This window comes from Dyadobacter luteus (assembly GCF_003383615.1).
Taxonomy (GTDB): domain Bacteria; phylum Bacteroidota; class Bacteroidia; order Cytophagales; family Spirosomataceae; genus Dyadobacter; species Dyadobacter luteus.
On the sequence record NZ_QNUL01000006.1, the window covers coordinates 1 to 19,145 of the forward strand.

21 protein-coding genes are annotated in these 19,145 nt (G+C 43.3%); 10 read left to right on the forward strand and 11 right to left on the reverse strand.

Going from position 1 to position 19,145, the window contains the following annotated elements:
- Window positions 1-119: 119 nt before the first annotated feature.
- On the reverse strand, window positions 120-1,022 hold the full coding sequence (locus DSL64_RS09850; protein WP_115830601.1) for a LysR family transcriptional regulator: 903 nt from the start codon (window positions 1,020-1,022) through the stop codon (window positions 120-122).
- Between the two features lie 126 nt (window positions 1,023-1,148).
- Here DSL64_RS09850 and DSL64_RS09855 point away from each other — a divergent pair, with 126 nt between their 5' ends.
- Both DSL64_RS09855 and DSL64_RS09860 read left to right on the forward strand, forming a co-directional pair.
- A complete protein-coding gene (locus DSL64_RS09855) occupies window positions 1,149-1,706 on the forward strand; it encodes a hypothetical protein (protein WP_115830602.1) in 558 nt (185 codons plus the stop codon).
- 11 nt (window positions 1,707-1,717) lie between these two features.
- On the forward strand, window positions 1,718-2,191 hold the full coding sequence (locus DSL64_RS09860; protein ID WP_115830603.1) for a Dps family protein: 474 nt from the start codon (window positions 1,718-1,720) through the stop codon (window positions 2,189-2,191).
- Between the two features lie 111 nt (window positions 2,192-2,302).
- On the opposite strand, the gene DSL64_RS09865 is transcribed toward DSL64_RS09860, so the two are convergent.
- The 9 genes from DSL64_RS09865 to ettA form a co-directional block, all read right to left on the reverse strand.
- Window positions 2,303-2,632 (reverse strand): potassium transporter KefB, encoded by a 330-nt coding sequence (locus DSL64_RS09865; RefSeq protein WP_115830604.1) that lies wholly within the window; start codon window positions 2,630-2,632, stop codon window positions 2,303-2,305.
- A 117-nt stretch (window positions 2,633-2,749) separates the two neighbouring features.
- Window positions 2,750-3,010, reverse strand: a complete 261-nt coding sequence (locus tag DSL64_RS29165; protein ID WP_199539369.1) for an SRPBCC family protein — start codon at window positions 3,008-3,010, stop codon at window positions 2,750-2,752.
- 211 nt (window positions 3,011-3,221) lie between these two features.
- A complete protein-coding gene (locus DSL64_RS09875) occupies window positions 3,222-3,788 on the reverse strand; it encodes a DUF4256 domain-containing protein (RefSeq protein ID WP_115830605.1) in 567 nt (188 codons plus the stop codon).
- A 269-nt stretch (window positions 3,789-4,057) separates the two neighbouring features.
- A complete protein-coding gene (locus DSL64_RS09880; RefSeq protein WP_115830606.1) occupies window positions 4,058-4,441 on the reverse strand; it encodes a DoxX family protein in 384 nt (127 codons plus the stop codon).
- Window positions 4,442-4,448: 7 nt separating this feature from the next.
- A complete protein-coding gene (locus DSL64_RS09885) occupies window positions 4,449-4,916 on the reverse strand; it encodes an SRPBCC domain-containing protein (protein WP_115830607.1) in 468 nt (155 codons plus the stop codon).
- Complete coding sequence (locus DSL64_RS09890; RefSeq protein WP_115830608.1) at window positions 4,913-5,245, reverse strand: ArsR/SmtB family transcription factor; 333 nt, start codon at window positions 5,243-5,245, stop codon at window positions 4,913-4,915. The genes DSL64_RS09885 and DSL64_RS09890 overlap by 4 nt, the downstream gene beginning before the upstream one ends.
- Before the next feature lie 116 nt (window positions 5,246-5,361).
- Window positions 5,362-5,964, reverse strand: a complete 603-nt coding sequence (locus DSL64_RS09895; protein ID WP_115830609.1) for an HD domain-containing protein — start codon at window positions 5,962-5,964, stop codon at window positions 5,362-5,364.
- A 25-nt stretch (window positions 5,965-5,989) separates the two neighbouring features.
- A complete protein-coding gene (locus tag DSL64_RS09900) occupies window positions 5,990-6,844 on the reverse strand; it encodes a KilA-N domain-containing protein (protein ID WP_229217021.1) in 855 nt (284 codons plus the stop codon).
- 119 nt (window positions 6,845-6,963) lie between these two features.
- Window positions 6,964-8,631, reverse strand: coding sequence for an energy-dependent translational throttle protein EttA (gene ettA, locus DSL64_RS09905; RefSeq protein ID WP_115830610.1), 1,668 nt, complete (start codon window positions 8,629-8,631; stop codon window positions 6,964-6,966).
- A 69-nt stretch (window positions 8,632-8,700) separates the two neighbouring features.
- Between ettA and DSL64_RS09910 the strand changes: the two genes are divergently transcribed.
- Window positions 8,701-9,981, forward strand: coding sequence for a DUF349 domain-containing protein (locus tag DSL64_RS09910; protein ID WP_115830611.1), 1,281 nt, complete (start codon window positions 8,701-8,703; stop codon window positions 9,979-9,981).
- Between the two features lie 224 nt (window positions 9,982-10,205).
- Here DSL64_RS09910 and DSL64_RS09915 read toward each other — a convergent pair whose 3' ends face one another.
- Entirely contained in the window at window positions 10,206-11,234 is a 1,029-nt protein-coding gene (locus DSL64_RS09915; RefSeq protein WP_115830612.1) for a LacI family DNA-binding transcriptional regulator, read from the reverse strand.
- Between the two features lie 284 nt (window positions 11,235-11,518).
- Here DSL64_RS09915 and DSL64_RS09920 point away from each other — a divergent pair, with 284 nt between their 5' ends.
- From DSL64_RS09920 to DSL64_RS09950, 7 genes are all read left to right on the forward strand, one after another.
- Window positions 11,519-12,130 carry an RNA polymerase sigma-70 factor gene (locus DSL64_RS09920; RefSeq protein WP_115830613.1) on the forward strand — a complete coding sequence of 204 codons (612 nt, stop codon included), beginning with the start codon at window positions 11,519-11,521 and terminating at the stop codon, window positions 12,128-12,130.
- Window positions 12,131-12,286: 156 nt separating this feature from the next.
- On the forward strand, window positions 12,287-13,477 hold the full coding sequence (gene uxuA, locus DSL64_RS09925) for a mannonate dehydratase (protein ID WP_115830614.1): 1,191 nt from the start codon (window positions 12,287-12,289) through the stop codon (window positions 13,475-13,477).
- Window positions 13,478-13,568: 91 nt separating this feature from the next.
- Window positions 13,569-14,990 carry a glucuronate isomerase gene (gene uxaC / locus DSL64_RS09930; RefSeq protein ID WP_115830615.1) on the forward strand — a complete coding sequence of 474 codons (1,422 nt, stop codon included), beginning with the start codon at window positions 13,569-13,571 and terminating at the stop codon, window positions 14,988-14,990.
- 167 nt (window positions 14,991-15,157) lie between these two features.
- Window positions 15,158-16,153, forward strand: coding sequence for a sugar kinase (locus DSL64_RS09935; protein ID WP_115830616.1), 996 nt, complete (start codon window positions 15,158-15,160; stop codon window positions 16,151-16,153).
- A 66-nt stretch (window positions 16,154-16,219) separates the two neighbouring features.
- Entirely contained in the window at window positions 16,220-16,879 is a 660-nt protein-coding gene (locus tag DSL64_RS09940; RefSeq protein WP_115830617.1) for a bifunctional 4-hydroxy-2-oxoglutarate aldolase/2-dehydro-3-deoxy-phosphogluconate aldolase, read from the forward strand.
- Between the two features lie 182 nt (window positions 16,880-17,061).
- Window positions 17,062-18,444 (forward strand): UDP-N-acetylmuramate--L-alanine ligase, encoded by a 1,383-nt coding sequence (locus tag DSL64_RS09945; protein WP_115830618.1) that lies wholly within the window; start codon window positions 17,062-17,064, stop codon window positions 18,442-18,444.
- A 46-nt stretch (window positions 18,445-18,490) separates the two neighbouring features.
- Window positions 18,491-19,072 (forward strand): LOG family protein, encoded by a 582-nt coding sequence (locus tag DSL64_RS09950; RefSeq protein ID WP_115830619.1) that lies wholly within the window; start codon window positions 18,491-18,493, stop codon window positions 19,070-19,072.
- Window positions 19,073-19,145: the final 73 nt, after the last annotated feature.

Consider the following 19,145-nt stretch of genomic DNA (forward strand, 5'->3'; position numbering starts at 1 on the left):
TTTCTACTACCGGCCGCCAGTTAATTAGGTGGTCAATTTGCCACGGAATCAGGTGGTCAACTTCTCCGAAATACCCAGTATAGGAAGCAGCTACTTTTGGAATAGCGGCTGCGCGACGGTTATTCTCCAAATTTTTGCTTGAATGCCGTACTTTTCTCTCTGATGATTTCGTAAAACTTGGTAACCGCGTTTTTCCTGTACACATGAGCAGGAAAAGTAATTGTGGCTTCGCGGTTTGCATTTGTGTTGTCCAGAGCAACAGCTTTCAATTCTGTGAAGTCGAATAGCGAACTATTCATCAGAATTGTATTCCACTGTTTTGTGTTGGTCAGCTCCAGCAGGCTGTGAATATCATTGACCTCCATCTTAATTTTTAGCTGCACATCACTTTTTATGAGCATATCATCCAGTGAATTACGAATGCTGTACCCTTGTGAAGGCAGCACGAGTGGTAACGATGCTACTTTTTGCAGCGACACTTTTTTCAGGTTTGCCCATGGATGTGACTCGTGGACAATCAGAGAAAGGGTAGAGGTGAATAGTTTAAAAATTTCAAGCTGGTTGTCCTGATAAGACGATGGCAGAAAAGACAACATACAATCGATTTCGTAATGATGTATCTTTTGCAGCAAATCGGCAGTAGAGCCGTATACAATTTCCAGCTGGAGGTCGGGGAATTCCTGATTAAACTGTGCCAGTGACTGAATCAGTAACTCTGTTAATCCGTAAGTCGATCCTATAGCGAGCTTCCCCGTTTTCAGATTGTTCAAATCCAGTAGAACCTGTTTTCCCTGCTCTGCCTGGAGGAGCGTTTTTCTGGCATATTGCAACATTATTGCCCCTGCTTCCGTCAATTTTACTTTTTTACCGATGCGATCAAACAGCAGCACACTAAGCGAGTTCTCAAGTTCTTTAATCTGATGAGAAAGTGTACTTTGTGTAATGAATAATTCATCTGCAGCCTGAGTGAAATTGAGAAGTTCGGCAGCGCGGACGAAATACTTTAATTGACGAAGTTCCATGATTTTTCCAGTTTGTATAAAGGTAGCTCGTTAATCGAAATTATCGATCGATATAATCTAAATGTTTCATTTCTACGATTGAATAATTGTTCTCACCTTTGACCTATCACTCACAAGAAAGAAAATATGGAAATCATACAAACATCTGAAAATACATTATCGGCATCTGTTGTTTCTGCAGTAATTAATGCTCCTATTGAAAAAATAAATATTGCTGATTGGTTGCTGAATCTGCCGGACGCGGAATACCAGCGTTGTTCTGTGAACCATATCGCTGCGGGCAATACGGTGAATTCTGAAGGACAACCAATGTCCATCAATGTAGAATATGTGGGAACGGCGCTGGTTATCCAGCATTATGTAGCGACTGAATATCGTCCGGATTATTGCAGGATGTTGTCGGTGTCGGATACAATTACTGCTGGCGGGCGCTCCAAAGTACAGGTATTGTGGGAGTTGAAAGCCGAGAAAATTGATGAAAATACATCCAGGTATACCAATAGCATACATGCCACAGCAACTCCCGAATTCCTGGAGTTTATCAGTGAACACGGAATTTCATTAGCGGAAGCTGCCAAAGCCCGTCAGGAAGCTTCGGACGCACACAACCATGAAGAAACGCCGTTATTTGCAAAGAGCATTGAAAATAAATCTTTACACGGAAAATATAATTTGCCATTTTAAACCATATCGTCATGCAACCTAATATTGGAATTACTGAAGAAAACAGATCAGCTGTAGCTAACGAACTCAATAAAATTTTGGCTGATGAGTTTGTGCTTTACACAAAAACAAAAAATGCGCACTGGAATATTGAAGGGCCTGATTTTCATACCATTCATATTTTCTTTGAATCGCAATTCGAACAATTGGACGACATCGTCGATAGTGTAGCAGAGCGTATCCGTTCTTTAGGACATTACACTCCGGCCACGCTTCAATTATTCCTGCAACTTACACATTTGACGGAAGCATCAAGGAGCAACAATTCCAGCACAGCTTTGATCAGGGAATTGCTGGCAGACCATGAGAGTATTATCATTCATTTGAGGGAAAATATCAACCGTTTCGCAAATGAGTATCATGATGCGGGAACGAGCGATTTCATTACCGGACTAATGGAAACACACGAGAAAATGGCCTGGTTTCTGCGGTCTCATCTCAAATAAGACGTAGCCGTTTCAGAATGTAAAGGCAAGTAGGAGGCATGGGTGCTTGTTACTTGCCTTTCTGTTTTACGGAATAAGGCTTACCGACTTTCGAAGGCTCTTTGCAGATTGCTAATTCCATAATGTACCATCCAGCCCCAGAACAATACCCATCCAAATGCCGACCAGGTAAATGAGTAAGCTCAGCGCATAACCAGCAACTGATGCTAAGCCTCCTTTGTGACGAAGTAATCTCAATAAATGGAAGCATATACCACCGGCCGAACCCGCTATTGGTACGATTAATAAGGGTTTCACAATCCAGTATTCCGGCCACTCGGGCCTGGGGTTGTGAACCTGGAGCAGGAATGTAACAATAACGGTTAAACCAATGACCGCCCCGATGACGACGCTTCTAATCAACGGTGTTGGTAATGTTGTAAGCTGATTTTTTTGTGTCATGACAAATTCAGTTGATGTGAGAAATTAGAATATAAAGTACTTTGTGTTGCAAAGTAAAAGATAAATCTGATACAATTTTATATGTCACAAAAAAATTATGAATCGTAAGCCTGAATATCAAAAGACTCTTTCCTGATAAGGTAATCCCTTTTGATTTTCGCAGTAAATTTTGAGGCTGAAAAGAAACATGGCCCAGTTGTAGGCACACCAGCGGTAGAAGTCGGTGCGCTGGCGCCAGTTAAAATGCCGGAGTGCGATGGTGGTGATGCCTTCTTTTTCGGATAATTCGAAGGAAATGCCCGTGCCGACCCATTCCGGATCGGACGCAAGGCATTCCCATACTATCTTTTTGTTCTCCTGCAGTTCAATAATCTTCATGGTTGTCAGCTCTTCTTCATCAAAATCAAATTCATTGACGAAACCAATCTACGCTCTCACTTTCAACTTTTTCGTCCATACTTCACCGAGTCCTTCCTGTGTAGTAAGTGCCCGATAAACTGCCTCCGCAGGTACTTTGATATAATTGATTTGTTCGATACTTTCCATGAGATGATAAATTTGGCTGAGATAGATCAGCGGTGTTATAAATTTAAACCCTCAGAGACCCACGAAAACCGCGTGCCGCATAATAAGAATCGGCTCCGTTGTGGTATATGAAAACTCTGTTGAAACGACGATCTCCGAAAATAGCGCCACCGAGTTTTCTTACATCTGCTGTTGTTTTTAACCAACTGGATGTTTTTAAGTCAAAACTTCCTAGTTGTTGCAGGATCTTGTATTCTTCTTCGTCCAGCATTTCAATTCCCAGCTCTTCCGCCATATCCATCGCGCTGTTTACAGGTTTATTGGCTTTTCGCGCATCCAGCGCCTGGCGATCGTAGCAGAGGCTTCTGCGTTCCTTTGGTGTCTCCGGCGAACAGTCAAAGAAAATAAATTCTCCTGTTTTACTATCAGAGTCTACTACATCGGGCTCTCCTCCGGTAACCTCCATTTCACTCAGCGACCAGAGTTTGGCGGGACTGGCTTCCAGCCGTTCCATAACTTTGCTCCATTGGATATCCTTATGTCGATTTATATTTTTTTCAAAGCGTGCTTTCAAGGTTTGAAGCAGCTCTTCCTTTACGTCAGCGGGTAATTCCTTTTTATTTTTGCTCATGATCTGCTGTGATATTGAATGTGTGGTAGGTTTTGCGTTGTGTATATCTGTCTTATAAAGTATCTAAAAATGGCATACTTACTGTAATGGACATTATCACGAATAGAATTGTATGACTGCTTTTGCTATCGGCCGTCAGCTATCAGCTATCGAACTGATGCGGGAAACGACTTTTTCAGCCGATTGCCAACCGCCGATTGCTGAAGGCAAAATGCGCCTACAAATTTATTCGTGATAATGTTTAATGGACATGGAAGCTTTGACGTGTATTAAATCAGCGTACCGGTTACCTTTCTGTCAGTAGGGCGGAAGTACCACGACAAAGCCGTCAGAACCAACAGCAACACAGGTCCGAAGAAATCCGCTGCTCCATCGCCAATTGCAAGGTGTGAGAAAACTGCACCCGACATGGCAAAGAAAAAACCGGCATAGGTCCACTCTTTTAGCAAAGGAAATTTCGGTACCAGAATAGCGATTACGCCCAGGATTTTCCAGACACCTAGTATAGTCAAAAAGTAATCGGGATAGCCCAGGTGATGCATCATGGTCACTTCTTCTTCCATGTGAATCAGTTGTACTACGCCGGTAGACAACATACCAAGAGCCAGCCATACCGTGGAGACCCAGTAAATGATTTTGTTACGCTTTGTCATGAGGTTGTTATTTGAGTTTACTTACGATATCCTGTAGTCGGTTGTGCGCCATATTCAGTCCGGCTGCAAATGGCATTTGCAGCATCTGGTCGCGGAGAGCGATGGAACGGTACACAATATGCATGGTGAGTTTACTGGTCTCATCTGTGATTTTCTCAAATTCGAAAAATTCCAGCTGGACGTCAAAAGGCGTATTTTCCATTTCGAATGTCCGCGTAATTTTCTCATTCAGGACAAATTCGTGGAATACACCGTTGGCCCGAAACATGACGTTTCCCTGCGGATCGGCGGTTTCAAATTGCCAGCTGCCATGCTTTTTAGCTTCCCATTTCAGGATACGGTTTCCCATCCATTGCGTTACGAGTTCCGGTTTAGTATGTGCTTTGAAAAGCAGTTCTACTGGTAAGTCAAATACCCGGGTTATGGTTAATTCCTGTTTGCCGTCTTCGGCACTGATCTGCGTTTTCAGTTTCATATAGCCCCGTTTTTATCCTTATAATTTTTCATAATAGATTCCAGCTTGTCGAAACGCTCTTCCCACATGCGCTGGAAAGGCTCTATAAATTCAGCTACCTCTTTCATTTTGTCAGGGTTGAAGTGATAGTAAATTTCTCTTCCGTTCTGCTGAGGAGTGAGCAGTTCGCATGCAGTCAGTATTTGTAAATGCTTGGAAACGGTTGGTCGCGCCGTATCGAAATTGGCGGCGATAGCACCGGCAGTCATCGCCTGCGAGGCGACGAGCATCAGAATGGCTCTTCTGGTGGGATCGGCTATGGCCTGGAAAACGTCTCTTCGTAAATTCATTGTGTAGTCATTTGGCTTCAAATATAAATGTAGTTATTTGACTACGCAATGGTTTGGCTAAAAAAATATACCCCCGGTAGGTGAAGGTATATCCTTGTTGGTCAAATGCTATGAACTTATATCTCAGACTCTTTCTTCAGAATGCCATTTGTAACGCTGTCTTCAATCAGTTTTTCAGCATAAGCCCAAATCGTTTCCGAACCATTTTTAATTGCTTTTTTCTTCTCATAGACCTTTTCGTAGCCCACACCAAATTCTTTCCAGGTACCACCCTGATTGGACGTATTCTGTAGCAACGGCTCCAGGCGATCCATAGATTTTGCAAATTTGGCCTCGTTGGTTTCTCCGGCTTCAAACTCCTCCCAGATCGCGATCAACTCATCTGCTTGTTGGCGGGGCAGCATTCCAAAAATGCGCTCTGCTGCGAGCCTTTCTTCATCTGTATTAGTATGATTCTTTATAGCATCATAAATGAATGTATCTCCTGCGTCAATTTCTACGATGTCGTGTATCAGGACCATTTTGACCACTTTCAACACATCAACTTCCGCATTGGCATGTTGTGAAAGGATAATTGCCATTACTGCCAGGTGCCAGCTATGCTCCGCATCATTCTCATTTCTGTCGCTATTAAAAAGCTTCGTTTTTCGCTGAATGTATTTCAGCTTATCAATTTCCTTGATGAATTCTATTTGTTGAAGTAGGTCAGTGGTTTGCATTGGGGGGATTGACAAGTGTCTTTTATTAATCGTTTGACAGAAGTTTATTGATTCCACGTTGATGACTTAGCAACGATTTCATTTGGATTATGGCTAATTGGTTAAGTTGTAGCAGACGGTGGGACTGTTCAAATTTCTGGTGAATTAGTAAAGCATTGGTACTTTCCATATTCGATAAAACTACAAGTTGTTCAATCGTTGCATAATCACGGATATTACCTTTTTTGTTAGTATTTTCCTTTTTCCATTGTTTTGCCGTCTTGCCAAATAAGGCCATATTTAAGACGTCAGCTTCGTCCGCATATATAAGTGTTGTATGCTTTTTTTCAAGTTCTGCAGGGATCAAGTTGTCTTTTATAGCATCAGTATGGATACGATAATTGATTTTAGAAAGTGTTCTTTGAAAATCCCAGTTGGTTTTTAATCTGTTACTTTCTTCTTCCTTTAGACGCTTAAATTCTTTGATAAGATAAACTTTAAACTCCGCGCTTATCCACATGCCAAACTCAAATGCTATGTCAACATGCGCGTAAGTACCTCCGTAACGTCCCGCAGTTGCTTTCAAGCCAATCGCATTGGTTTTTTCAGTCCATTCCTTCACGCTGATTTTATAGTTATTCAGGCCAGCCTGACTTTTAATTATGGCGAATTCGCCATAATTAAAAGCAGGGTTGTTGACAGATTCCCATATACCCAGAAACTCAACTGTATTTCTGTTTCTTAACCAATCCGATATAAAAAAGTCCCCATCCTTGGCTTGCAACATTTCAGTAAGGGATATGTGGTCGCCATTATCATTACTTAGGACTGTAATTATTGTCCCTTTTATCTCTATTTTTTTGCTCTTCGCCATTATTACTTCTAGCTTGTTTATGATCATTTCATAATTTGAAGATTTACATAACGTGTGGTAGCATTGAAAACAATTCCTTTAATGAAGCGCTCAAAACACTCTCTTTACAAAGAACATTTCAAGCGCCATTTTTAACTTAAACTGAACTAAACCAGCTTCTTATACTTAATCCGCTTAGGTGTAGCATCACCACCAAGGCGCTTCTTGCGGTTTTCTTCGTATTCCGAGAAGTTACCTTCAAACCAGTATACTTGTGAGTCGCCTTCGAATGCCAGGATGTGCGTCGCTACGCGATCCAGGAACCAACGGTCGTGACTGATGATTACGGCGCAACCGGCGAAGTTTTCAAGACCTTCTTCCAGTGCACGCAGCGTGTTTACGTCCAAATCGTTGGTAGGCTCATCTAGCAGCAACAGGTTTCCACCTTCTTTCAGCGTCATGGCCAAATGCACACGGTTTCTTTCTCCACCCGAAAGTGTTCCTACTTTCTTTTCCTGATCGCCACCACCAAAGTTGAAGCGACTTACATAAGCGCGCGCGTTGGATTGTTTGCCACCCAGCATGATCCATTCGTTTCCGTCAGCTACACTTTGGTATACGGTTTTATTAGGATCCAAATTGTCGTGTTCCTGATCCACATAGGCCCATTGTACCGTATCTCCCACATCGAAATGCCCACTGATAGGTTTGATTTGCCCGGTAATCAATTTAAAAAGTGTGGTTTTACCCGCACCGTTTGGTCCGATAATACCAACAATACCGTTAGGTGGTAAGGCAAAATTGAGGTTTTCGTAGAGCAGCTTATCTCCAAAGCCCATCGATACGTTGTGCGCTTCGATTACCTTGTTACCAAGGCGTGGCCCTGCCGGGATAAACAGCTCCAATTTTTCTTCTTTTTCTCTGCCTTCTTCACCCAGCAGTTTTTCATAAGCTCCCAAACGTGCCTTGGATTTCGCCTGACGACCTTTTGCGCCCATACGAACCCATTCAAGCTCACGTTGTAAAGTTTTCTGACGTTTTGATTCTGTTTTTTCTTCTTTCTTCAAGCGCTCCTGCTTTTGTTCCAGCCATGAAGAATAGTTTCCTTTCCATGGAATACCTTCTCCACGGTCCAGTTCGAGAATCCATCCTGCCACGTTATCAAGGAAATAACGGTCGTGGGTAACGGCGATAACAGTTCCTTTATATTGTCTCAAATGCTCTTCCAGCCATAATACGGATTCTGCATCAAGGTGGTTGGTAGGTTCATCAAGAAGAAGTACATCAGGCTGGCGAAGGAGTAAACGACACAATGCAACACGGCGCTTTTCTCCACCGGAAAGTGTCGCTATAGAGGTTTCGGAAGGAGGACATCTTAATGCATCCATGGCGATTTCCAGGCGGTTATCCAGATTCCATGCATCCATGGCATCCAGTTTTTCCTGCACTTCGCCTTGTCTTTCCAGTAATTTGTCGAAATCAGCGTCTTCCTCGCCGAAGGCTTCGTTAATTTGATCAAATTCTTTTAGTAGGTCTACTATCTCCTGTACACCTTCTTCTACAACCTCTCTGACAGTCTTGGATGGGTCCAGCTTTGGCTCCTGTTCAAGCATACCAACAGAGTAACCGGGAGAGAAAACTACCTCACCCTGAATGTCTTTATCTATTCCGGCAATGACACGCAGTAGGGTTGACTTACCTGATCCGTTCAGACCTAAAACCCCAATTTTAGCACCATAAAAAAAGGATAAATAAATATTTTTAATGATATGACGGTTTGGGGGAATCACTTTGTTAACCCCCGACATTGAGAAAATAATGGTTTCGTTACTCATTTTTTAGTTAATTTGTGCGTAACAAATATCGTTATATCCCTACACTTAGCAGATAAAAAAAATTAAAGAATGGAAAATGCCACACTGAATGATGAATACGGCTACGTCAAAGACAGCAAAGTATTTTTAAAGGGGTATCTGGATTTCCCCGACCGGCAAATTGGAGAAGTAAAAAGGACAGAGCAGGAAGCCATTGATTATTTTAAAAATCGGTTTGTTATCGTTCTCAACAAGGTTGAGCAGCTGGAAGGCGAAATTGACGAAGCACTCAACAAAGGCTCCTATCTGACAAAGTTGATTCAACTACAAAGGAAACTCAAAGGCTTTGATGCCCTGGGTGATTTTGTTCCGTTGCTAACGCGCCTGGAAGAGAAAGAAGAGTATCTCCGGGAATTGATCGAGGTAAATCAACTTAAAAATCTCGAAATCAAACGTGCACTGATTGAAGATGTTACTGCTGCTGCAGCCATCGAAGATTATGCCGCCGCTACCGATCAGATTCAGGAGATCAAGGCGAAGTGGATACGCACGGGGCCTGTTGAAAAAGAATACCAGGATGAAGTGGAGACCAAATTCCAGGACATTCTCGATAACTTTTTCCAGAGACGCCGGGATTACTTTGATGAGCAAAACCGCATTAATCAGGAACGTATTGATGAATATGAGCGCCTGATTAAAATCACAAAGACACTGAGCTACTCGCGGGATCTGGATGATGCTTATTCAAAAGCAAGGGATGTCCGCAATGCATGGAACAACGTAGGTGAAGTTCCGCCGAAGCGCTTCTTCAAAGTGAACAAGGCCTACAGACACTTCCTGAAATTATTTTACGATAAATATAACCTGGCCAAAGGAATTGAACCTAAGGTACGTGTTGACCCGCGTATTGTGGAACAACAAAAGTTGCTTGCCACTGCGGAACAACTGCTTCGCCAGCCTGATATCATAGGAGCATCAGTAGAAGCCAAAGCATTGCTTAGCCAATGGAAAGAAATTAAAATTCCTTTCAAACTGGCAGACAAAGAGCTTGCTGAGCGTTTCAGAATGGTGTGTGATAAAATTTTCGAATTGAGCTACCTGGCACGTGTGATCAGCCGCAAGTATCCTGCTTTCGATCTGAAAAGTGAAGAAGAGCAGTTGCGTACGAAACACCGCGAACTGGAATGGTTGGCTAAACGTGAAAAGAGCGATCTTGAATTTGCCATTATAGAGTTTGACAGAACAGCCACCGGCGATCCTGATATTGATAAACAGGCAATGGGGCGTATCAATATTCAGAAACGTAAAGTGGCAATGAAAGAGAGAATTCTTTCAGAGTTTGAAAGAAAACTGAAATCAATCACGGGTTAAGTTTAGGTTAAACAGAGAAATAGAAGGGGTACACGGAGATTTATTTTTTCATGTACCTTTTTTTTAACCTGGAGTTTAAGATTACACAGAGGTGCACAGAGAAAACAGGGGTACACGGAGTTTATTTATTTTGTCATTATAAATAGATAAAGAGAGGTACACAAAGTTTTATTGATTTCTCCGTGTACCTCTTTCTTCCTCCGTGGTTCTCTGTGTAATCTTTTTTACTCAGATGCTTTCAACGAAGATTTCTGAATTACAAGATTTGACTGCAATACTCTGGTTTCATAATGGGCAGGAGGATTTTTACTCTCTATCAGATCAAGTAATAGCGAAGTAGCCTGTTGTCCCATTTCAAATGAAGGTTGCGTGATGGCACTGATCGGCGGATCCATGAGCGAAGCGAGACTCAGATCGCAAAAGCCGATCACGGCCACGTCGTCGGGCATCTTATAACCAAGTTGTCGCAGTGCCCAGTGAATTCCCATGGTAATCCGGTCGCTGGCTCCCAGAATAGCATCCGGCCTGTTTCTCAACGCCATGAGCTGGTACGTTCGTTCTGTGCCGCCTTCTTGGGTAATAGGGCTATGCAATACCCATTCTTCCTGAAATTCCATTCCATGTTTTTGCAAAGCATCTCTGTACCCCTCCAGTCGGTTTCTGGTAATGGATACAGGTTGTGGTCCTGCAATATGCGCAATACGCCTGCAACCACGGGAGATCAGATGCTCAGTGGCTTCAAAAGCACCCTTATAATCGTCTACCCTCACCTTGTGCGTTTCCAGCCCATCAAGTACCCTGTCAAATAATACGACCGGAATTCCCTGTTCCTGCAACTGCACAAAATGATCCATATTCTCCGACTGGCTTGCTATGGCAACAACGAGTCCATCTACGCGCCTCTGGGCAATATGCCGTGTTGCAGACATTTCCCTGTCCAGTAGCTCGTGACTTTGGTAGATCATGGTATGGTAACCCCGGCTGTATGCAATGTCCTCGACGCCCCCAATGGTAGAGGAGTAAAAACGGTTGGCTATATCAGGAACTATGACCCCGATCGTGTGGGTACGTTGCTTAAGTAAACTAAGTGCAATAGGATTTGGGGAATAATGAAGTGATTCGGCCAGATCAATGACCTTCTTTTTTGTTTCCTCACTGATTTCACTGCTGTCCCGGAGTGCTCTGGAAACGGTGGATTTAGAGATGTCCAGCAGCCGGGCAATTTCCTTAATAGTAACAGATGTTTTTGTCATTTAACGGGTATTATCAGAATAATGCAATTTTGATATTTTTTCTGGCAAATTCACTAATCGGGCGTTGATGCGTAAAAATATGAAAATGCTAAATGTTCCGGGAAAAAAGTGCAAAACGGGAACGGTTCCGGGAACGGTTGCGTAAATATATTCATTTTTTCAAGAATATATTTTGCATATCAACGAGTGAGTAGCTAAACTAGTTACGGTTTTAGACCAAAAGACAAACCGAACACCACAGCATTTCAAGGAATTTTTCAATTGTTAACCTATCATCATCCTGAATGGAAACGAAGACTTTTACCAGCACATTGCCGTCTGCAAATTCCCAGAAAAATGTTTTGGAAAACTTGTTTGGAAGGGTAGTCGCGAATGGAGATTATTATGCATTTCGCGAATTGTTTACACACAATTACAGGGCATTGTGTAACTATGCGATGCGGGTAGTGGTAACCCGTGAAATTGCCGAGGAAGTGGTATCCGACGTGTTTGTGAAACTTTGGAAAAACCGTGAGCAAATTGAAGTGCATACTTCTTTTCAGGCCTATATATACAGGGCCGTGAGAAACCAGGCACTCGATTACCTGAAACTGCGGGTTCATCGTCAGTATGAGCGGGAATCTCTCGAATCCGTACAGTGGAATATGACCCATGCAGATCATCATTCCCCTGCTGAGGAAATGTCATTCAATGAATTCTATGATCATATAGAAGGCTGTATCAATGATCTGCCTCGCCAGTGCCAGATTATTTTCCGCCTGAGCCGGGAAGAAGGTCTGCGTTACAGAGACATTGCAGAGCGCCTTGCAATTTCTGTTAAAACCGTAGAAACCCAAATGAGCCGTGCCCTGAAAGTACTTCGCGAAAGAGTGCCTGAGCACAGGTTGGTAGCGTAAGGACTTCGGCTATCAGCTTTCGGCAGTCGATTTGTTGCCAGTTTCCTTTTTCTGGTGTAACTTTTAATTTTATTATTCTTAAATGCTTGATGCTAAAGCTGACGGTGTCCTGCGAGAGCTGACAGCCGATAGTCGAGAGCTGACAGCCGCAAAAATATGCCTCTAGAACAAACATGGCGATGGTTTGGGCCGAATGACCCGGTTTCGCTGTCAGATATACGTCAGGCGGGAGCCACAGGAATTGTTACCGCCCTGCATCATATTCCCAACGGACAAGTTTGGGAAGTTTCCGAAATTCTCAAAAGAAAGGAAGAAATAGAAAATGCCGGTCTCACCTGGTCGGTGGTAGAAAGTGTACCGGTGCATGAGGCGATCAAAACCCGCACAGGTGACTTTGAAACCTATATTGCCAACTATCAGCAATCCCTGATCAATTTGGGTAAATGCGGTATAGATACGGTATGCTACAACTTTATGCCCGTTCTGGACTGGACACGTACGGATCTCAATGCGCCGATGAAAGACGGATCAACCGGGTTACGGTTTGATGCAACGCAGTTTGCTGCTTTTGATCTATATCTGCTGAAAAGAGAAGCTGCGCAGGAAGCGTATAGCGATGATGAGAAAGCGAAGGCTAAAAGCTGGCTTGATAATGCTTCTGAAGATGCAGTGAACCTGCTGGTTCGTAATATCATTGCCGGCTTGCCGGGTTCCGAAGAGAGCTTTACCATCGAAGAATTCAGAAAGGTGCTGGACACTTATAAAAATGTTGGTGATCTGGAGCTGCGTACGCATTTGTATCAGTTTATACAGGCTATTGCTCCGGTTGCTGAGCAGTCGGGAATCCGGCTTGCCATACATCCGGATGATCCTCCGTATCCGATTCTGGGTCTGCCACGTGTGGTAAGTACTGAAAGTGATGCTTTACGCTTATTGGAAGCATATAATCACGAGGCGAATGGTATATGTTTCTGTACCGGGTCTTATGGTGTTCGTGCCGATAATGACCTTGCAGGTATGGTTTCCCGGCTTGGATCTCGTATTCACTTTATACATCTCCGGGCTACCAGCCGTGAGGCAGATGGCAGCTTTTATGAGGCCGATCACCTGGATGGAGACGTGGATATGTACAGTGTTATGAAAGCATTGATCGAAGAGCAGAGAAAGCGTAAAGGAAGTGGTCGCACGGATTTACGTATGCCTTTCCGTCCTGACCACGGACACCGTATGCTGGACGATCTTTCAGCTACCAAAAGGACAAACCCTGGCTATACTGCCATAGGCCGTTTGCGTGGATTGGCCGAATTACGTGGTCTTGAAATGGGAATAGAAAGAAGTATGGAATAAAAAATAGCCGCTGATAGGCTCGTAGAATAGTATTAACTCAGATACCAAGGCTAACAGCTAACAGCTAATGGCCAATAGCTAAAACAAACAAATGGCAACTTCAACTGCACAAAAAACATTTATTGATGAAAATTTCCTGCTGAAAACAGAAACAGCACAGGTTTTGTATCATGAGTATTCTAAAAACATGCCCATTATAGATTACCACTGCCACCTTCCGCCGGATCAGATTGCTGAAAACAGGCAGTTTGAAAACCTGACGCAGGCATGGCTTTACGGGGATCATTATAAATGGCGTGCAATGCGTTCGAATGGTATCAACGAAAAATACTGTACCGGAGATGCCAGCGATTGGGAGAAATTTGAACAATGGGCTGCTACTGTTCCGTATACAATGCGTAATCCGCTTTATCATTGGACGCATCTGGAACTGTTGCGCTATTTCGATATTGATATACTTTTAAATAAAGATACAGCACGTGAAATTTATGACGAGTGCTCCGCGAAGCTGAAACGTCCTGATTTCAATGTAAGAGGTCTGCTGACGAAGATGAATGTCAAGACTGTATGTACTACAGACGATCCGATTGACTCACTTGCTTTTCACAAGGAGATCAGCGAAAGCGGTTTTGACATTAAGGTATTGCCTACTTTCCGTCCGGATAAGGCCATGCTTTTGATTGATTCACCAGCTGATTTTCAGCAATATTTATCCAAACTGGCTGATATAGCAGGTACAAGTGCCATAGCTTCTTATGAAGATTTGTTGGCCGCACTACAGCTGCGTCACGACTTCTTCGCTGCAATGGGGGGCAAACTTTCTGATCATGGTTTGGAGCATATTTATTCTTCTTTTGACGAAAACGCGGCGAAGCAGGCATTTGCAGCTGCGATCAAAGGAGAACAGCCTACGGCAGAGCAAAGTCTGGCGTTTAAGTCGGTGTTACTGTATGATCTTGCCAAAATGGATCATGCCAAATCGTGGACACAACAGTTTCACCTTGGCGCTTTGAGAAATAACAATGCCCGTATGCTGCGGGAATTGGGGCCGGATACAGGATGGGATTCTATCGGTGATTACAGCCAGGGGCAGGCATTGTCGAAGTTCCTGAATAAACTGGATACAACAGATCAGCTTGCCAAAACGATTCTTTATAACCTGAATCCGGCTGATAACGAAGTGCTTGCTACCATGATCGGTAATTATAATGACGGCACGGTTGCAGGTAAAATGCAGTTCGGGTCGGGCTGGTGGTTCCTGGATCAGAAAGATGGTATGGAGAAACAAATGAATGCTTTGTCGAATATGGGCTTGCTGAGCCGTTTTGTCGGAATGCTTACAGACTCACGCAGCTTCCTGTCTTACCCGCGCCACGAATATTTCCGCAGAATACTTTGTAACCTGATCGGGAACGATGTTGAAAACGGAGAGCTTCCCAATGATATTCCATGGTTGGGTCAGATGGTATCTGATATTTCTTACAACAATGCGAAGAATTATTTCGGATTTTAGAGGTAGGAATCAGGTATTCCTCACTTATGCCGAAAAACGAAATAGCCCAAAACTTTATGTTAAGGGCTATTTTATTATTTATTAGTTTATTTTTGAACAGATATTCCAATTATTCAATGATTTGTTGAACGGTTTGCTAGCCGAACAGCAGTCAACAGCTTTTTAATATGGCTCAGATAATTTCTTTTGGGGAAGTACTCATGCGACTTTCTACGCCTGGTTTCTCCCGTTTTGAACAAGCCCGTCAGTTGAACGTAACCTATGCCGGAGGCGAAGCCAATGTATCGGCAGCGTTGGCTTATTGGGGACACGATACAGCTCACGTAACACGTTTTCCTGATTCACCCATCGGGCGTGCTGCTTCTCAATACCTGGCTACACACGGTGTGGATACCTCGCACATTGTATATGGTGGTCCTCGCATGGCAGTTTATTTTCTTGAAACCGGTGCTGCATTACGTGGGAGTCAGATCGTGTACGACCGTGCCAATTCTTCTTTGGCTACTATTGAGCCTGAGGAAATTAACTGGGATGAAATTCTGAAAGATGCCAAATGGTTTCATTGGGCCGGAATCACGCCTGCGCTGTCGCAAGGTGCGGCAGATACTTTATTGAACGGAATAAAAACGGCACGTAAATTTGGACTGACGGTTTCAGGTGATATTTTCTACCGTGCCAATCTTTGGAAGTATGGTAAAAAACCTTCGGATATTTTACCTGAACTGACAGCCGGAACGGACATCGTAATTGCCAATAAGGAGAATATTCTTGAAATTTTCGGGATAGAAGGAAACGATTTTGTGGAAGCGAGTGTCAATTTACAGAAGGCATATCCGCAGGTAAGCAAGGTGGTCGATACCAAACGTACCTCTATCAGTGCTTCTCATAATCTGTTACGGGCTTTGCTTTGGAACGGAAAAGAGTTGTTGGAAACGGCTGATATTGAGATAAATCCGATTGTTGACCGTGTGGGTGGAGGCGATGCCTTTATTGCAGGCCTTATACACGGGTTGATTTCCTTCAAAGACGATCAGAAAGCGCTGGAGTTCGGTGTTGCAGCTTCCGCTTTGAAACATACCATTGAAGGAGATGCATTGATCTCAACAGAAGCAGAAGTGGAGGCGATTCGCCAGGGAGAAACTTCCGGAAGAATCAAGAGATAAAATATTAAAATCAGAGTTTCAAAAGAGCGGATCGCTTAAGGCGAAAGGTTCACAGCTAAACATAAGATGGATAAGGAAACAACGTTGGTTTTATTGAATGAAGTGGGCGTGTTGCCTTTGTTTTACCATGCAGACGTGGAAATCGCCAAGGAGGTGATCAGTGCAAGCTACAGAGGTGGAGCACGGGTTTTTGAATTTACCAATCGTGGCGAAAATGCGTACAATGTATTTGTAGAACTTTTGGCTTACGTAAAAGAAAGTTTGCCGGGTTTGTCCTTCGGAATAGGGACGATCTATGATGCAGAAACTGCTCAAAAATTCATTGATGCCGGAACTGACTTTATCGTGACGCCATGCTTGAACCCCGAAGTAGGTAAGGTTTGTGCAGTCGCTAATATTCCTTGGATTCCAGGTATTACAACGTTAACAGAGATTTATAATGCACAGCAGGCAGGAGCGGAAGTTGTCAAACTTTTCCCTGGAGAAGTGGTTGGATCTAAGTTTGTAAAAGCGGTCAAAGGGCCAATGCCAAATATCAAAATTATGGTAACGGGCGGGGTTCAACCTACAAAAGAGAGTATAGATGAGTGGTTTGGAGCAGGTGCTTATGCAGTTGGGCTGGGTTCTAATCTATTCCCGAAGGATGTGATCGCGACAGGAGATTATGGCTGGATTCAGCAGAAAGTTGCCGAAAGTATTGACCTTGTGAAGCAGTTCAGAGCGTAGTTCTGATCACTTTGAACGAGTACATGATATGCAGAGTCGGGAATTTATTTCCGGCTCTTTTTTTTATTTCCTATTATGCCTTCAACGGAAGCCGGCAATTTTTTGAAGAAAGCCGGTATGTGTTAATTTGCCCGAACATCAATTCTTGCTAACTTCGCTCCGAATCAGTTTCAATACCTGCAATGACTCAAATTAATAATATTCGTAAAATACATTTTATATCGATTGGCGGTAGTGTAATGCACAATCTTGCTATCGAACTTCATCTCAAAGGCTTTCTGGTTACGGGTTCTGATGATGAAATATATGAACCGTCTTCAAGCCGCCTTGCTCAATATGAATTGTTGCCTGAGAAAACAGGTTGGTTCCCGGAGAAAGTAACCGACGATCTGGAAGCTGTAATCTTGGGAATGCATGCGCGCCAGGATAACCTGGAGCTTGCAAAAGCCAAAGAATTGGGAATCAAAATCTATTCATATCCTGAGTATATTTTTGAACAGAGCCAGAACAAACAGCGTGTCGTTATTGCAGGAAGCCATGGTAAAACAACCATTACATCCATGGTGCTGCATGTGCTGAAATTCACTAACAGACAGTTCAACTATCTGGTCGGTGCACAGCTCGATGGCTTTGAAAATATGGTGAAATTGTCAGACGAAGCACCACTGATTGTGATTGAAGGCGATGAGTACTTTACATCACCTCTGGACCATACACCGAAGTTCATGCACTATCAGCCACATATTGCGTTGATCAGCGGTATTGCATGGGATCATTTTAATGTGTTCCCAACCTGGGAATCATACGTAAAACAGTTTGAGCTGCTTGCAGATTCTATCCCAAAAGCAGGATCAATCGTATACGACGAAACGGACGATATGCTTGATGTGATCGGACAGAAGGAGCGTACAGATGTAGTCAGTATTGCATACAATGTCCACCCGAATAAAATTGAAAACGGGAAGACTATATTAATTACAGCTGAGCAGGGCGAAGTTCCCGTATTGGTATTTGGTGATCACAATATGAAAAATATCAGTGGAGCCAGAATAGTATGTGAGCGTGTTGGCATCACCGACGAAGAGTTTTACAGTGCCATTCAGTCGTTCAAGGGTGCTTCCAAGCGAATGGAATTGCTTGCAAAGAACGACATGACCAACGTGTACCGCGATTTTGCACATGCGCCTTCAAAAGTAGGTGCAACAACAGAGGCTGTTCATGAGCAGTTTCCTGACAGAACGCTGGTAGCAGTGGCAGAGTTACATACATTCAGCAGCCTGAATAAGGAGTTTTTAAGACAATACAGACGTAAGCTGGATGCGGCAGATGTTGCTGTTGTTTATTTTAACCCGCTTACAATTGAGCATAAGAGGCTGGAGCCGCTCCATGAAGAAGACATTATCAAGGCCTTCAAACGCGAAGATCTGGAAGTATTCACAAAAGCAGAAGACCTTAAAGACTTCCTGCAAAATCAAAACTGGGAGAATGCTAATTTGCTCCTGATGAGCTCAGGAACCTTCGGCGATATTGATCTGAATGCTTTGGTTGAAGATATAGTGAAATAAAGTTGAGCCAGTTCATATTGACAATTATTCAATTAAAAAGATAACAATGCGCTCCATAGTAGTTTACTGCGGCTCCAATTTTGGTAAAAATCCTGTGTATGCCGAGCAAGCCTACGCACTTGGAAATGAGTTGGCAAAAAGAAAGATCAATGTCATTTACGGAGGCGGGAATATGGGCCTTATGGGGCTTGTGGCCGACGGATCGCTGGAAAACAGTGGTACGGTTACGGGTATTATCCCTAATTTTTTAGCCAAACTGGAAGTTGCACAGAAAACACTTACGGAGCTGCATTTTGTGGAGACCATGCATGAGCGAAAAGCAAAGATGGTTTCCCTTTCGGACGGAGTAATAGCGCTTCCCGGCGGATACGGCACTTTTGATGAGCTATTCGAAATCCTGACCTGGGCTCAGTTGAAAATTTTTGACGGTCCGGTAGGTGTCTTAAACGTAAATGGATACTACGATTTACTAATTCTGCAATTAGACAAAATGGTGGAAGAAGGCTTTTTGCATATTGATTACCGGCAATTGCTTCTGGTTTCCGACGAGCCGGTGGAGCTTTTGGAGAAAATGGAGGAATTTGTAAAAAATAACACAGAAAATAAGCCGCTTGATAAAACGTTATAGGTGAGTGATGTTCAGAAAATTCGGTTTGAAATTCTGAATTTTTGCTACCACTACCTCCATATTCTGCACTATA